At 73.0% G+C, this 13,580-nt stretch carries 13 protein-coding genes and 2 pseudogenes; 7 read left to right on the top strand and 8 right to left on the bottom strand.

Annotated elements, in window-relative coordinates:
* Positions 1-157: 157 nt before the first annotated feature.
* Entirely contained in the window at positions 158-838 is a 681-nt protein-coding gene (locus ACIQ9G_RS11975) for a DUF1707 domain-containing protein (RefSeq protein WP_403608351.1), read from the top strand.
* Between the two features lie 175 nt (positions 839-1,013).
* Complete coding sequence (locus tag ACIQ9G_RS11970; protein WP_403608350.1) at positions 1,014-1,391, top strand: WhiB family transcriptional regulator; 378 nt, start codon at positions 1,014-1,016, stop codon at positions 1,389-1,391.
* 401 nt (positions 1,392-1,792) lie between these two features.
* Here ACIQ9G_RS11970 and glpX read toward each other — a convergent pair whose 3' ends face one another.
* Positions 1,793-2,827, bottom strand: coding sequence for a class II fructose-bisphosphatase (gene glpX, locus ACIQ9G_RS11965; protein ID WP_356191858.1), 1,035 nt, complete (start codon positions 2,825-2,827; stop codon positions 1,793-1,795).
* A 127-nt stretch (positions 2,828-2,954) separates the two neighbouring features.
* On the opposite strand from glpX, the gene ACIQ9G_RS11960 reads away from it, so the two are divergent.
* Positions 2,955-3,479 carry a DUF4245 domain-containing protein gene (locus ACIQ9G_RS11960; RefSeq protein ID WP_403608349.1) on the top strand — a complete coding sequence of 175 codons (525 nt, stop codon included), beginning with the start codon at positions 2,955-2,957 and terminating at the stop codon, positions 3,477-3,479.
* 223 nt (positions 3,480-3,702) lie between these two features.
* On the opposite strand, the gene ACIQ9G_RS11955 is transcribed toward ACIQ9G_RS11960, so the two are convergent.
* On the bottom strand, positions 3,703-3,954 hold the full coding sequence (locus ACIQ9G_RS11955) for an exodeoxyribonuclease VII small subunit (protein ID WP_403608348.1): 252 nt from the start codon (positions 3,952-3,954) through the stop codon (positions 3,703-3,705).
* 9 nt (positions 3,955-3,963) lie between these two features.
* Positions 3,964-5,211: an exodeoxyribonuclease VII large subunit gene (xseA, locus tag ACIQ9G_RS11950; protein WP_403608347.1), complete on the bottom strand. Its 1,248-nt coding sequence runs from the start codon at positions 5,209-5,211 to the stop codon at positions 3,964-3,966.
* Positions 5,212-5,337: 126 nt separating this feature from the next.
* Here xseA and ACIQ9G_RS11945 point away from each other — a divergent pair, with 126 nt between their 5' ends.
* Complete coding sequence (locus tag ACIQ9G_RS11945; RefSeq protein WP_403608346.1) at positions 5,338-6,354, top strand: 4-hydroxy-3-methylbut-2-enyl diphosphate reductase; 1,017 nt, start codon at positions 5,338-5,340, stop codon at positions 6,352-6,354.
* A gap of 69 nt (positions 6,355-6,423) precedes the next feature.
* Positions 6,424-7,170: a polyphosphate--glucose phosphotransferase gene (gene ppgK, locus ACIQ9G_RS11940; protein WP_403608345.1), complete on the top strand. Its 747-nt coding sequence runs from the start codon at positions 6,424-6,426 to the stop codon at positions 7,168-7,170.
* A 19-nt stretch (positions 7,171-7,189) separates the two neighbouring features.
* Here ppgK and ACIQ9G_RS11935 read toward each other — a convergent pair whose 3' ends face one another.
* Positions 7,190-7,756, bottom strand: a complete 567-nt coding sequence (locus ACIQ9G_RS11935; RefSeq protein WP_403608344.1) for a DUF6542 domain-containing protein — start codon at positions 7,754-7,756, stop codon at positions 7,190-7,192.
* A 203-nt stretch (positions 7,757-7,959) separates the two neighbouring features.
* Here ACIQ9G_RS11935 and ychF point away from each other — a divergent pair, with 203 nt between their 5' ends.
* Positions 7,960-9,048 (top strand): redox-regulated ATPase YchF, encoded by a 1,089-nt coding sequence (gene ychF, locus ACIQ9G_RS11930; RefSeq protein ID WP_403608343.1) that lies wholly within the window; start codon positions 7,960-7,962, stop codon positions 9,046-9,048.
* A 71-nt stretch (positions 9,049-9,119) separates the two neighbouring features.
* Here the strand turns inward: ychF and ACIQ9G_RS11925 are convergent.
* Both ACIQ9G_RS11925 and ACIQ9G_RS11920 read right to left on the bottom strand, forming a co-directional pair.
* Positions 9,120-9,266: pseudogene (locus tag ACIQ9G_RS11925) on the bottom strand (Uma2 family endonuclease); the annotation flags it as partial.
* 63 nt (positions 9,267-9,329) lie between these two features.
* Complete coding sequence (locus ACIQ9G_RS11920; RefSeq protein WP_403608342.1) at positions 9,330-10,319, bottom strand: SMP-30/gluconolactonase/LRE family protein; 990 nt, start codon at positions 10,317-10,319, stop codon at positions 9,330-9,332.
* Between the two features lie 127 nt (positions 10,320-10,446).
* Here ACIQ9G_RS11920 and ACIQ9G_RS11915 point away from each other — a divergent pair, with 127 nt between their 5' ends.
* Positions 10,447-10,887 carry a MarR family winged helix-turn-helix transcriptional regulator gene (locus ACIQ9G_RS11915; RefSeq protein WP_403608341.1) on the top strand — a complete coding sequence of 147 codons (441 nt, stop codon included), beginning with the start codon at positions 10,447-10,449 and terminating at the stop codon, positions 10,885-10,887.
* An 85-nt stretch (positions 10,888-10,972) separates the two neighbouring features.
* Here the strand turns inward: ACIQ9G_RS11915 and ACIQ9G_RS11910 are convergent, their stop codons facing one another.
* Positions 10,973-12,079, bottom strand: coding sequence for a threonine synthase (locus tag ACIQ9G_RS11910; RefSeq protein WP_403608340.1), 1,107 nt, complete (start codon positions 12,077-12,079; stop codon positions 10,973-10,975).
* Positions 12,080-12,185: 106 nt separating this feature from the next.
* Positions 12,186-13,366, bottom strand: a pseudogene (locus ACIQ9G_RS11905) (serpin family protein).
* Between the last annotated feature and the right edge of the window lie 214 nt (positions 13,367-13,580).

The following is a 13,580-nucleotide window of genomic DNA, read 5'->3' as shown; positions in this document are numbered from 1 at the left end:
TTCCTCACTCGACAGACTGCGGCCTGCCGGCGCCGACAGGCCTCACCAGCCTAGAACCTGCCTCCGGCCCGGAACCTGTGAGGTAAGGCTCAGTTCGACACGCGCGGGCCGCTCCGACCCCTGGTCGCGATCTATCGCGTTTGGGTACGCTGCTGCCGTGGACCTTCAGAAGCAGACCGAACCGCGTGCGGCCGTCGCCGAGATGCGCGCCTCGGACGCCGACCGTGACCGCATCGCCGACATCCTGCGCGAGGCCCTGGCCGAGGGCCGGCTGACCGCGGACGAACACGCCGAGCGCGTCGAGGGGGTGCTGAACGCCAAGACGGTCGGCGAGCTGGAGCTCTTCGTCCGTGACCTGCCCGCCGCCCACCAGGCCCGCACGGCCCCGGCGCCGAACCGCCCGGCCGCCGGCGCCGTCCCGCCGGAGGCCGACGAGAACGTGGTCGCGGTCTTCAGCCAGGCCATGCGCAAGGGCCGCTGGCGCGCGGGGCGCCGGCTGCACGCCTACGCGATCTTCGGCAGCGTCGAGATCGACCTCAGCGAGGCGATCTTCGAGTACCAGCACGTCGTCATCAAGGCGGTCTCCGTCTTCGGCAACGTCGAGGTCCACGTCCCCGAGAACGTGTCGCTGCGCGGCACCGGCGGCGGTGTCCTCGGCAACTTCGAGGTGGACACGCTGGACTCGGCCGAGCCGGACGCGCCGGTGGTCTACGTCGACGGCTGGGCGGTCCTCGGCAACGTGGAGGCGCGGCCCAGACGGGGCAGGGCCGTCGCGGACATCCTCGACCGGGTGCACCACAGGGTCGACCGGCGTTTGCGCAAGCATCTGGGGCATTGACGGTTGTGAATCCGGAGGGCTCCGACCCGGCGTGGACGGCCCGCGCCGGGCGCCGCCGGCACATGGGCGGAGCCGCCGGATCCAGCGGTTGGGAACTCAGTGCATAGGCGCGCGCACAGCGGGTAGGCCTTGCTGCATCGTCTCTCGCTCGCGAAGCCGTCGTCAGGAGAAGACCGTGCCGCAACCGCCGCATTCGTCCCTGCAGGTAGCCGCCGTACCGGCCCAGCGGGGCCCGGCGCGAGACAGGGATCAGGACGCACCGTGGCACACCGAGGCGGTGTGCCGGCGCGACGAGGCGGGCCTGTTCTTCGCTCCGTCCAAGGAGCCCACGGCCGCCCGTCTGTCCCGCGAGGAGGCGGCCAAGCGGGTCTGCGCCCGCTGTCCCGTGATGGTGGAGTGCCGCGAGCACGCGCTGCTGCAGCCAGAGCCCTACGGCGTCTGGGGCGGCCTCACCGCCGCCGAGCGCCGTGTCGTCCTGGCCCGGCGCCGCCGTCGCGAGGTGGAGCTGAAGAAGACGGCCGGCGCGACGGGCCGTATAGCGGCGGCCGGTTAGGGCCTTCCTCCCGGATCAGGCCGGCTTCGGGCGACAGTGCCTTCCCGGGCACTGGGGCCCGCGAGCCGGCGAGATCCGGCAGAGAGGTCCTGGGGCCTGCCCGCGGTGTGAGCCGCCGTGGGCCGGGCTCCGAGGAACGGGCCGCACGCGGGCGGGCCGGAGCCGGTCGCCGGGTCACGTCGTGCCGCAAGCGGACATGTGGACCGGCGGGGGCCGGCCGCCGGGCCGTGCGGTGGTGGCCGGCCGGGTCCGCCCGGCGCCTCGCGCCGCGGCGGCCGGAGTCGCCGGCCGGGCACCCGTCGCCGTACACGCGTATGGGGCGCCCCCTCCGCACCGGGGGCACCCCATCGCCGTACGGCCGCCGGCGGACCGTCCCGCAGGGGACCGGCCGTCCGTGCCGTCTACTTGGCGCGGTCGAAGTCGATCGCGCTGTACGCGCGCAGCTTCCTCAGCCGGTGCTCGGAGTCGATCCGGCGGACCGTGCCCGACCTGGAGCGCATGACGATCGAGTCGGTCGTCGCGGTCTCCGAGCGGTAGCGCACCCCGCGCAGCAGCTCGCCGTCCGTGATGCCGGTGGCGACGAAGAAGACGTTCTCACCGGAGACCAGGTCGTCCGTGGTCAGCACCTTGTCGAGGTCGTGCCCGGCGTCGATCGCCCGCTGCCGCTCCTCGTCGTCCTTGGGCCACAGCTTGCCCTGGATCGTGCCGCCCAGGCACTTCACGGCGCAGGCCGAGATGATGCCCTCGGGCGTGCCGCCGATGCCGAGCAGCAGGTCGACGCCGGTGCCCTCGCGCAGCGCGTAGATCGAGCCGGCGACATCGCCGTCGGAGATCAGCTTGATCCGGGCGCCGGCCTCCCGGATCTCCTGGATGATGCCCTCGTGCCGCGGCCGGTCCAGGATGACGACCGTCACGTCCTCGGGCGTGGAGCGCTTGGCCTTGGCGACGCGCTTGATGTTCACGGACACCGGCGCGTCGATGTCGACGAAGTCGGCCGCCTCCGGGCCGGTGACCAGCTTGTCCATGTAGAACACGGCGGACGGGTCGAACATCGCGCCGCGCTCGGCGGCGGCGAGGACCGCGATCGCGTTCGGCATGCCCTTGGCGGTGAGCGTGGTGCCGTCGATCGGGTCGACCGCGATGTCCACCTCGGCGCCGGTGCCGTCGCCCACGCGCTCCCCGTTGAAGAGCATCGGGGCCTCGTCCTTCTCGCCCTCGCCGATGACGACCACGCCGTTCATCGAGACGGTGGAGACGAGGGTCCGCATGGCGCGCACCGCGGCACCGTCGGCGCCGTTCTTGTCGCCGCGCCCGACCCAGCGGCCCGCGGCCATCGCCGCGGCTTCGGTCACCCGGACGAGTTCCAGGGCGAGGTTGCGGTCGGGGGCTTCGGAGGGGACGTCCAGTTCGGACGGCAAGTGATGATGCTCGGTCATCGGAGCGCACCTTTCTGATACGACGACGGCCGGATGAGGGTCCAAGGCCCGACTCTATCGCCGAGCAGACAAAATGAGCAGGGGGCCCCACGGATGAGCGGGCCGGGCACCTGCGACGATAGGGGGCGTGGCAGGTTCGAACGGCAAGCAGAAGACGGTCCGGGACATGATCCTCTCCCTGGGCCTCATCGGGATCGCGGCGGCGGTTATCTACGTCTTCGTCCCGCACGACGACCACGCTCCCGACGTCAAGAGGGTCGACTACCGCGTCGAGCTGCTCACGGCCCGCCGCGCGGCGTCCTACCCGGTGGCCGCACCCGAGGGCCTGCCCGGCGGCTGGAAGGCGACCTCCGTCCGTTTCCAGGGCGACGAGGACGACGCCTGGCACCTGGGTTTCCAGGATCCCCACGGGGAGTACGTGGCGGTCGAGCAGTCCACTCAGAAGCGCTCGGTGTTCCTCCAGGAGGCCAGCCAGGGCGGGCACGCGTCCAGGACGACGCAGCAGATCGGCGGCCGCACCTGGACCCGGTACACCGGCGGCCGCTACGACGCGCTCGTGCTGGAGGGCACCAAGGGCTCGACGACTGTGGTGACCGGCACGGCGTCCTTCGCCCAGCTGACCACGATGGCCGAGGCGCTCAAGACGGCGTGACCGCGCGGGCCCCCTGGGGGCCCGCGCGGGGCTCGCGCAGGCGCGGAGGACCTGGGGCGTGTGCCGCGCACAGGTGGACGGGCGGGGCCGGCGCAGGCGTGGCATCCGGCCCGGGCCGGATGCCCTCGCGAGCGTGGACGGCCGGGGCGCGTGGTGCGCCCGCGGGCCTACTCCGCCTCGCCCGTGCCCGCGGGCCTACTCCGCGTCGCCCGTGCCCGTGGGCCTACTCCGCGTCGCCGCGCTCCTCGCCCTCCGCCTCCTCGGCCAGTGCCGCGTCCAGCCGGGCCCGCGCCCCCTCCAGCCACCGTCGGCACACCTTGGACAGCTCCTCGCCCCGCTCCCACAGCGCGAGGGACTCCTCCAGGCTGGTCCCGCCCGCCTCCAGACGCCGGACGACCTCGATCAGTTCGTCCCGCGCCTGCTCGTAGCCGAGCGCCTCGCCCGCCGCGGCCGTCCCCTTCACGTTGCTGGTCATGCTCCCACCCTATGCATCGGCTCGATCGGCACCGGGCCGATCGACGTCGGCTCGATCGACCCGTACGGAGAACTCCCCCTCGGCGACCCGCGCGCGCAGGGTCTCGTCCGGTGCCACCTCGGCCGGGTCCCGGACCACGTGGCCGTCGGACTTCTGCAGCACGGCGTACCCGCGGGCGAGGGTCGCGGCGGGGGAGAGGGCCACCACGCGCGCGTGCGTGTGCGCCAGCTCGGAGTCGGCGCGGTCCAGCAGGTGCCGCAGGGTGCGCCGGCCGCGGTCCGCCAGCGTTGCCACGTGGTCCGCCCGCTCGTCGATCATGCGGTGCGGATCCTCCATGCACGGCCGGGACAGCGCGTGGGCCAGGCCCCGCTCCTCCCGCTCCACGTACGCCCGCACGCAGCGTCGGGCCCGGTCGCGCAGCTGCCGTACCCGCTCGGCCTCCTCGCCGACGTCCGGCACGACCCTCTTGGCGGCGTCGGTCGGCGTGGAGGCGCGCAGGTCGGCGACGTAGTCGAGCAGCGGGGTGTCCGGCTCGTGGCCGATCGCGGACACCACCGGCGTACGGCAGGCGGCGACCGCGCGGACCAGCTGTTCGTCGGAGAACGGCAGCAGGTCCTCCACGCTGCCGCCACCGCGCGCGACGATGATCACGTCCACCTCGGGGAGCGAGTCGAGCTCCTTCACGGCCTGTACGACCTGCGGGACGGCGTGCACACCCTGCACGGCGACGTTGCGCACCTCGAAGCGGACGGCGGGCCAGCGGTGCCGGGCGTTCTCCAGCACGTCCCGCTCCGCGGCGGAGGCCCGGCCGCACACCAGTCCGACGAGCTGGGGCAGGAACGGCAGCGCCCGCTTCCGGTCCGGCGCGAACAGCCCCTCCCCGGCGAGGGTCTTCTTCAGCTGCTCCAGCCGGGCCAGCAGCTCGCCGACCCCGACCGGCCTTATCTCGGCGGCGCGCAGCGACAGCTGACCGCGCGGGGCGTACCACTCCGGCTTGGCGAGCACCACGACGCGGGCGCCCTCCCCGACGACGTCGGCGACCGCGTCGAACACCTGGCGGTAGCAGGTGACGCTGACCGAGATGTCGTACGACGGGTCGCGCAGCGTCAGGAACACCACACCGGCGCCCGGCCGCCGTGACAGCTGGGTGATCTGGCCCTCCACCCACACGGCGCCGAGCCGGTCGATCCAGCCGCCGATCAGCCGCGAGACCTCGCCGACGGGCAGGGGGGCTTCGGGGGACGTGGAGACAGCCATGACCGCGAGGGTAGCCGCCACCACCGACAGCGCCGCCGCGCCCCGGCCGCGCGCCCGGCGCGGGCGGTGACGGGGCGGGGCGCCGACGGGGGCGGGCGATCTTCGGCCCCCGTACCCGGCCTTACGATGGGTGGCATGACTGCTTCGCCTGGCCGCCGTGTCCTGCTCGCCGCCCCCCGTGGCTACTGCGCGGGTGTGGACCGCGCCGTGATCGCCGTCGAGAAAGCCCTGGAGCAGTACGGAGCTCCGATCTACGTCCGGCACGAGATCGTCCACAACAAGTACGTCGTGCAGACCCTGGAGAGGAAGGGTGCCGTCTTCGTCGAGCGGACGGAGGAGGTGCCGCCGGGCAACATCGTGATGTTCTCGGCGCACGGCGTGGCCCCCGTCGTCCACGAGGAGGCCGAGCGCGGCCGGCTCGCCACCATCGACGCGACCTGCCCGCTGGTGACCAAGGTCCACAAGGAGGCCGTCCGCTTCGCCAAGGAGGACTACGACATCCTCCTGATCGGGCACGAGGGCCACGAGGAGGTCATCGGCACCACCGGCGAGGCCCCCGAGCACATCCAGCTCGTCGACGGCCCCGGGGACGTCGCGGACGTCGAGGTGCGCGACCCCTCCAAGGTCGTCTGGCTGTCGCAGACCACGCTCTCGGTCGACGAGACCATGGAGACGGTGGACGCGCTGAAGGAGAAGTTCCCGCAGCTCATCTCCCCGCCCAGCGACGACATCTGCTACGCCACGCAGAACCGCCAGCTCGCCGTCAAGCAGATGGGCGCGCAGGCGGAGCTGGTGATCGTGGTCGGCTCCCGCAACTCCTCCAACTCCAAGCGGCTGGTCGAGGTCGCCAAGCTCGCGGGCTCCCGGCAGGCGTATCTCGTGGACTTCGCGGACGAGATCGACGAGGCCTGGCTGGAGGGCGTGTCGACGGTCGGTGTGACCTCGGGTGCGTCGGTGCCGGACGTGCTGGTCGAGCAGGTGCTCGAGTGGCTCGGGCAGCGCGGCTTCGGGGACGTGGAGATCGTCAAGGCGGCCGAGGAGTCCATCACCTTCTCACTGCCCAAGGAGCTGCGCCGGGACCTGCGCGACGAGGCGACGGCCCTGGCCGCGGAGCGCGGCGGGTCCGGTACGGCCGGGGCCTGAGCCCGCGCCGCCGGGGCGGGAGCGACCGGGCCCGGCGTGACGTTCAGTCGTACGTCGTAACGTGGAGCCATGCAGATCTTCGGCGTGGACATCGGTGGATCCGGGATCAAGGGCGCCCCGGTGGACCTCGACAAGGGTGACCTGGCCCAGGAGCGCTTCAAGGTGCTCACCCCGCAACCGGCGACGCCCGACGGGGTGGCCGACGGCGTCAAGGAGGTCGTCGACCACTTCGGCTGGACGGGACCGGTCGGACTGACGTTCCCCGGTGTGGTCACCGGGGGCGCCACGATCCGTACGGCGGCCAACGTCGACAAGAGCTGGGTGGACACCGACGCGCGCGCCCTGTTCGCTGAGCGGCTGGGCGGCCTGCCGGTGACGGTGGTCAACGACGCGGACGCGGCGGGCGTGGCCGAGATGAGCTTCGGCGCCGGCCGGGGCCGCCGGGGCACCGTCGTCCTGCTGACCTTCGGCACCGGGATCGGCAGCGCGGTGTTCGCCGACGGGGTCCTCGTCCCCAACACCGAGCTGGGCCACCTGGAGCTGGGCGGGCACGAGGCGGAGAAGCGGGCGTCCAGCAAGGCCAAGGAGGACCACGACCTGACGTGGGAGCACTGGGCGCGCCGGGTGACGAAGTACCTGGCCCACGTGGAGATGCTGTTCTCCCCCGAGCTGTTCATCATCGGCGGCGGTGTCAGCCGCAAGTCGCAGAAGTTCCTCCACCTGATCGAGGGCATCAGGGCGGAGATCGTCCCCGCGCAACTGCAGAACGACGCGGGGATCGTCGGCGCGGCGATGCGGGCGGCCAAGGGAAGCTGAGCGGAGCCGGAGCCGCCGGCTAGAGCGGGACGTGGGCGCGGCGGCGGGCGCGGACCAGGGCGACTCTGCGGGACAGGGCGATCACTCCGGCGATCAGTGTGCCCCCGTAGAGCCAGCCCGCCTGGGTGGCGAGCGCGGTGACCAGCCCCATGATCCTGCCGGCCGGGCCGTCGCCCTCGGCCACCGGCAGGAGGCCCACCGCGAAGCCGATCGGCACCACGACGGGCGAGGTCAGCAGGTCCCCCCTGCGCACCCACGCCGCCGTCAGCACGCACACCGGCAGGAACAGCACGCCGTACGCCGTCAGTGAGCCGTCTAGGATCAGCCGGACCAGCCAGCCCAGGGCCACCATGACCGTCACGCAGAACAGGCCCCCGCCGAGCCCGGTCAGCCGCGGCTCGGGCAGGCGCCCCCGGGGGCCCGCGCCCAGGGGCCGCGCTCCGGGGCGTGGCGACGCCCGCGGTCCGGGCCGAGCGGGACGGCCGCCGGCCGCCTGTTCCCTGTGCCCCTGGGCCCCCTGGGAGGGCAGCGGGGTCCTGCCCCGTCGCGGTCCGTGCTGCTGAGGTCGCATCCTGTGGTGCTCCATTGGACCAACCTAGGTCTGCTTATGTGTCGATTAGCCCATCAGACACGCCGTCGGGCCAGGCTTGGCCATGCGTTCGATCCGCCGCCGGGGCGGGTCCCGGCACGCCGTAGACTGGTGGATCGGCCCGCGCACCACCCAGAAGGACCCGGGCGCGCAGCCCACACCCCCTTCAGTCCTCATCCTCACGTACGGGAAGTCGCAACGTGTCGCTCACGATCGGAATCGTCGGTCTGCCGAACGTCGGCAAGTCGACCCTGTTCAACGCCCTGACCAAGAACGACGTGCTCGCGGCCAACTACCCGTTCGCCACGATCGAGCCGAACGTCGGAGTCGTGGGCGTTCCGGACGGCCGGCTCGCCAAGCTCGCCTCGATCTTCAAGTCGGAGCGGATCCTCCCGGCCACCGTCGACTTCGTCGACATCGCCGGCATCGTGCGCGGCGCCAGCGAGGGCGAGGGCCTCGGCAACAAGTTCCTCGCCCACATCCGCGAGTCCGACGCCATCTGCCAGGTCATCCGCGCCTTCAAGGACGAGAACGTCGTGCACGTCGACGGCGAGGTCTCGCCCACGAACGACATCGAGACGATCAACACCGAGCTGATCCTCGCCGACCTGCAGACCATCGAGAAGGTCCTGCCGCGCCTGCAGAAGGAGTCGCGGATCAAGAAGGACGTGGCGCCGAAGGTGAAGGCCGTCGAGGAGGCCAAGGAGATCCTGGAGAAGGGCGACACGCTCTTCGCGCACGGCATCGTCCAGGGCAGCGAGCGCGCCGAACTCCTCCACGACCTGCACCTGCTGACCACCAAGCCCTTCCTCTACGTCTTCAACGTCGACGAGGAGGAACTGGTCGACGAGGACTTCAAGAACGCGCAGCGCGCCCTGGTCGCCCCCGCGGAGGCGATCTTCCTCAACGCCAAGCTGGAGGCGGACCTCGCCGAGCTGGACGAGGAGGAGGCGCTGGAACTGCTCCAGTCCGTCGGCCAGGACGAGCCGGGTCTCGCCACCCTCGCCCGCGTCGGCTTCGACACCCTCGGCCTGCAGACCTACCTGACGGCCGGCCCCAAGGAGTCCCGCGCCTGGACCATCAAGAAGGGCGCCACCGCCCCCGAGGCCGCCGGTGTCATCCACACCGACTTCCAGAAGGGCTTCATCAAGGCGGAGGTCATCTCCTTCGACGACCTCGTCGCGACCGGCTCGGTCGCCGAGGCCCGCGCCAAGGGCAAGGCGCGGATGGAGGGCAAGGACTATGTGATGCAGGACGGGGACGTGGTGGAGTTCCGCTTCAACGTGTGACCGCTCTTCTCGGGGGCCGGGCTCTGGTGAGCCCGGCCCCTTCGCGTGTTCCCGCGCGCCCTGGGCGGGGCTCAGTCGCCCCGCGGCGGGGTGAGCTTGTCGAGGTTCAGGGTGATCTTTAAGGGCACGGGGCGCTCCACGGTGCCCCGGAAGATGCCGGCGGGTGCGTAGACGCCGGTCGGTTCGTCGAGTTCGTAGACGTGCACGACGGGGGCGCCGGCGCGACCCGGGCGACGAGCCGTCGTGGTGCACCTTCCGCTCCCCTCGTCCCCATGTACCCGTCAGATGCCGGTCAGCCAGGCCACGGTGAACGGAGCCTCGGGGGTGCCCGGCCCCATCGGGCCGCCCTTGTCGAACTGGGAGCGGACGACCAGCAGGCGGCCGTGCCGGCGGGCCAGCGTGGTCGGGATCTGCAGCGCGGGGTCGGTGACCTGCCGCTCCCGCCGGGCAGTGGTGGCGTCCGGGCCGAGCCGCCAGCGGCTGACGGTGTCGACGGCGTTGTGGGCGGCCCACAGCGTGCCGTGCGCCAGCTCCAGCCCGTCGCCGTGCTTCAGGTCGCCCCCGTGCAGGGCGACCCGGCGCACGACGCCGCTCGTCAGGCCGATCCGGTACAGGCCGCCCCCGGTCATGTCGACGACGAGCAGGTAACGGCCCGCCGGATCGGCGACGATGCCGTTGAGGGTGAACGCCTCCGGCGCCCGCGGGTCTCTCACCGTGCCCAGGTCGAACCGTGCCGTCAGCGGCGCGCTGCCGCTGCGGTCGCGGGCGCGGGCCAGGTCGGCGGGCGTGACCGCGTAGACCACCGCGCGGGTGCTGTCGGTGAGGTAGGCGGTGCCGTCGGGGGCGATGGCCAGGTCGTTGACGAAGCGGGGCGCGTCGTCCGGCACCTGGAAGCGGGCGAGCAGGGCACGGTCGCGCAGGTCGTAGACATCGACCCCGACGGTGGAGTCGATCACCCAGAGCCGGGCGGCCGCGTCGACCTTCAGACCGTTGGCGGTGCGGCGGCCGTCCGTGCCCGCCGGGAGGAAGACCTCGGCCGTACGTCGGCCGGGCGCGGCCCGGAGGACGGCGCCGGTGGCATATGAACCGACGTAGGCGTCGCCGGTGCGCGGGTCGAGGGCGATCCCCTCGGGGTACACGCGGTCCCCGGGGAGCGTGAAGGCGGTGGTGACGCGGGACGCGGCGGCCGCCCGCGCGGCGGGGACGGCCGTCGCGACGGCCAGGGTGGCCACGCCGGTCAGGAAGGTACGGCGGTGGATCGAACGGGACACGACAGGTGCCTCTCAGTTCGGCTGCTCACTGACTGATGCATACGAACGTAAATTAGAGCTCTAATATTCGTCAATGGATTAATGGTCAGGTGAGAACTCATCGAAGGGAGGCCGATATCATGCGGAGATGACGTCCATGCCCGCGTCCGAGCGCCTCGGCTCGCACATCAAGCGGGCCGAGCAGGCCCTCAACGCCACGAAGACCGCGGTCCTCAGGCCGGCGGGCCTGACTGTCGCGCAGTATGCGGCGCTGCTCCACCTCTCGGACAATCCGGGCATCTCCGCCGCGGCCCTGGCGCGGCTGTGCGGGGTCACCCCGCCGACCATGAACACGGTCCTGAAGAACCTCCAGGACCGCGCCCTGATCGAGCGCACCCCGCACGAATGGCACCGGAACGTCCTCGAGACCCGCCTCACGGACGAGGGCCGCGTCGTGATGGCCGACGCCGACGCGCGCGCGGTGCGGGTGGAACGCGCGCTCGCCGCCGAGTTCACGGACGAGGAGCGCGAGACGCTGACCCGTCTGCTGGGACGCTGCGTGGGCCTGCTGGAGAAGGAGCGCCCCTGAGACGGGGCGGCTCTGAGGCGGGGCGCCTCAAAGGTGAAGGCGCCCCTTGGGCCGGGCGGGGGCCGTTCTCCGCGGAGGGCCCCGGCTACGCCCGCGCCAGGCCCGACTTCAGGCCCGCCCCGCACAGCGGTACCACCGCCGACTTGGCGCCGAGGGCTCCCTCGCGCACCGCCGCCCAGCAGACCACGCCCGTCGACTCCACGTAGAGGCCGCGGGAGGCGAGGTCGAGCTGGGCGTGGCGGATCTGGTCCTCGGTGACGGTCAGGAAGGTGCCGCCCGAGTCCCGTACCGCGCGCAGGATCTGGCGGGCCCGGGGCGGCCGGGGGATGGCGATGCCCTCGGCGTACGTCGGCGCCACCACCGTCGTCTCCGGCAGTTCCTCCGCGCCCTCCTCCCAGGCCTTCGCCAGCGGGGCGACCGCCGCCGACTGCACCGCCCACAGCGCCGGGCGGCGGTCCAGCAGGCCGGCCCCGTACAGCTCGGCGACCGCCAGGGCCGCGCCCAGCAGCAGCGTGCCGTTGCCCACCGGCAGTACGAGGACCTCGGGCAGGCGCCCGCCGAGGTCCTCCCACAGCTCGTGGACGTAGGTCTTGGTGCCGTGCAGGAAGTACGGGTTGTAGACGTGCGAGGCGTAGAAGGTGTCCGGCTCGTCGGCCGCGGCCCGCGCGGCCGCGCCCGCGGCCTCGCGGTCGCCGTCGACCACCTCCAGCCGCGCCCCGTGGGCCTCGATCTGCTCCAGCTTCTTCGCGGAGGTGCCCAGCGGGACGTACACCGTGCACGGCAGCCGCCCCCGGGCGCAGTACGCGGCGATCGCGGTGCCCGCGTTGCCGCTGCTGTCCGCGACCACCCGGCGCGGCCCGGTTCGCAGCGCCAGTTCGGCCAGCAGCACCGCGCCGCGGTCCTTGAACGACAGCGTCGGCATCAGGTAGTCCAGCTTGGCCGAGACGCCGTCGGTGAGCGGCACGAGCGGGGTGCGGCCCTCGCCGAGGGACACCGTGGGCGAGGCCATCGGCAGGGTCTCCGCGTACCGCCACAGCGAGTTCACCCGTCCGGTCAGGGACTTCAGCGGGGCCGGGGTGGGGACGAAGTCGAGTTCGAGAGGGCCGTGGCAGGAGGGACAGCACCAGGCGAGGGAGTCGCTCGGGATGCGGACGCCGTCGGTCGGGCAGTAACGGTCCGGCAAAGGTGTCATGAGCGCAGGTTAGAGCGGCACCAGCGGTTCACCGGTCATTCCGGGCCGTGGGCGGCCCCGGGCCGCCGCCCGCCGCGCGGGTTCGCGCGCGGGGCGGGGACGGCCGTCACATCGGGCCGAAGGGCGACCTGTGCGGATACGGCGTCGGGTCAGTGACCCAGCCGGCCACCAGGACCAGCCCTGTCCCGCGGTCCACGGCGAGGAAGCCGAAGGGCCGGTCGAAGACCGCCCGGACGACGGTGGTGGTGTGCCGGAACTGGGGGATGCCCCCTGCGGCGGCAGCGACGGCCGTCACCGCGGCGGCCCGGAACCCGAGCGCGCCGAACCGGGCCACGACGGACTGCCCGGCCGAGCCGACGGCCAGCGGGAAGGCACTCACGCCGGGGAAGTGGCCGCGCCCGGTGTCCTTGGCCGTGCTCAGGCCGAACAGCCGGTCCAGGTCCAGCAGGTCGTGGTCCGCCCGCACCTCGAACGCGACCGTCCTGACGTTCAGCACGGGCGGCTGCGGCGCGGTGCAGTGCTCCTCCTCGACGCGCAGCCCGGGACCGGGGTTCCCGTGCGGGAGCACGGTGCCGGGGACGAGGGGGTGGGCGCCGCCCAGCAGCCCGACGCCCGCCTCCAACACCTGACCGCGCGTCATGCGCTCGTCGCCGAGCAGAAGATGGACGTCGATGCCGTTGTCGCCGGTCACCGCGAGGCGGGTGACGGGCCCGGCGGGCGTGTCCGCCACGCCCACCCGGTCCACCCGGGGGCTCCTGCGGTGCAGGCCGGCCAGGGTGCGGTCCCGCCAGGGCCCGGCATCGGGCCGCAGCGGGACCTCGGAGAAGGGGCGCTGCCAGTCGGTGCGCAGGGCCAGCGCGCTCGCCAGGACCATCTGGGTGTCCGGTGTCAGCGGGACCGGCATCCGGTCGACCAGCCCGCCGCTCAGCCGCCGCGCCCACGCGTCCAGGGCGTCCCCGTCGGCGTCCGGGTCACCGGTGAGCACGCCGTGCGCCTGTGTCGGCAGCCCCGCGCGCCATTCCGGCCGCAGTTCCAGGGTGCGCTTCGTCCACAGCCCGAGGGCGGCGTCCAGTCCGCTCATACGTCCGCCAGGGCGAGCAACTCCCTTGCTTCGGCGGCTGCTTGATCCGCCGGCGTGCCGAGGGCCTGCGCGAGTTCGGTGCGGGCCGCGCCCGCCGCGCCGTCCGCGAGGAACGCCAGCAGCGGCCAGACGCCGAGCGCCGAGAAGGCGGTGCCCTCCGTGGCGCTGTGCGCCCAGCGGGCCGTCAGCTCCCCCACGGCGCGCACCGGACCGCCCGCAGCAGCCCGCCCCGCACCTTCCACGGCCCGCCCCGCCTCGTCCACGGCGCGCACCCCGCCACCCGCCGCCTGGATCGTGCCGTCCGTCCCCCGAGCCGTGCCGTCGGCCGTTCCCATCCCGCCCCCATTGTCGGCTGCTTCGGATCACCGCAGGTGAAGGCTATCGTCGGCGCCGTCCCGGGGCACTACGATGCGCGCAGTT

The sequence above is a fragment of the Streptomyces sp. NPDC096152 genome (genome assembly GCF_044763235.1).
In the GTDB taxonomy this organism is placed as follows: domain Bacteria; phylum Actinomycetota; class Actinomycetes; order Streptomycetales; family Streptomycetaceae; genus Streptomyces.
The sequence above is the reverse complement of the archived record's forward strand: the minus strand, read 5'-3'. Positions and strand labels throughout refer to the sequence as shown.

Excerpts from the sequence above, each read along its gene's own strand:
- ACIQ9G_RS11945 (WP_403608346.1), top strand. The coding sequence starts at position 5,338 with ATGGGTGGCATGACTGCTTCGCCTGGCCGCCGTGTCCTGCTCGCCGCC.
- ACIQ9G_RS11955 (WP_403608348.1), bottom strand. The coding sequence starts at position 3,954 with ATGACCAGCAACGTGAAGGGGACGGCCGCGGCGGGCGAGGCGCTCGGC.
- ppgK (WP_403608345.1), top strand. The coding sequence starts at position 6,424 with ATGCAGATCTTCGGCGTGGACATCGGTGGATCCGGGATCAAGGGCGCC.
- xseA (WP_403608347.1), bottom strand. The coding sequence starts at position 5,211 with ATGGCTGTCTCCACGTCCCCCGAAGCCCCCCTGCCCGTCGGCGAGGTC.
- ACIQ9G_RS11910 (WP_403608340.1), bottom strand. The coding sequence starts at position 12,079 with ATGACACCTTTGCCGGACCGTTACTGCCCGACCGACGGCGTCCGCATC.
- ACIQ9G_RS11935 (WP_403608344.1), bottom strand. The coding sequence starts at position 7,756 with ATGGAGCACCACAGGATGCGACCTCAGCAGCACGGACCGCGACGGGGC.
- ACIQ9G_RS11915 (WP_403608341.1), top strand. The coding sequence starts at position 10,447 with ATGACGTCCATGCCCGCGTCCGAGCGCCTCGGCTCGCACATCAAGCGG.
- glpX (WP_356191858.1), bottom strand. The coding sequence starts at position 2,827 with ATGACCGAGCATCATCACTTGCCGTCCGAACTGGACGTCCCCTCCGAA.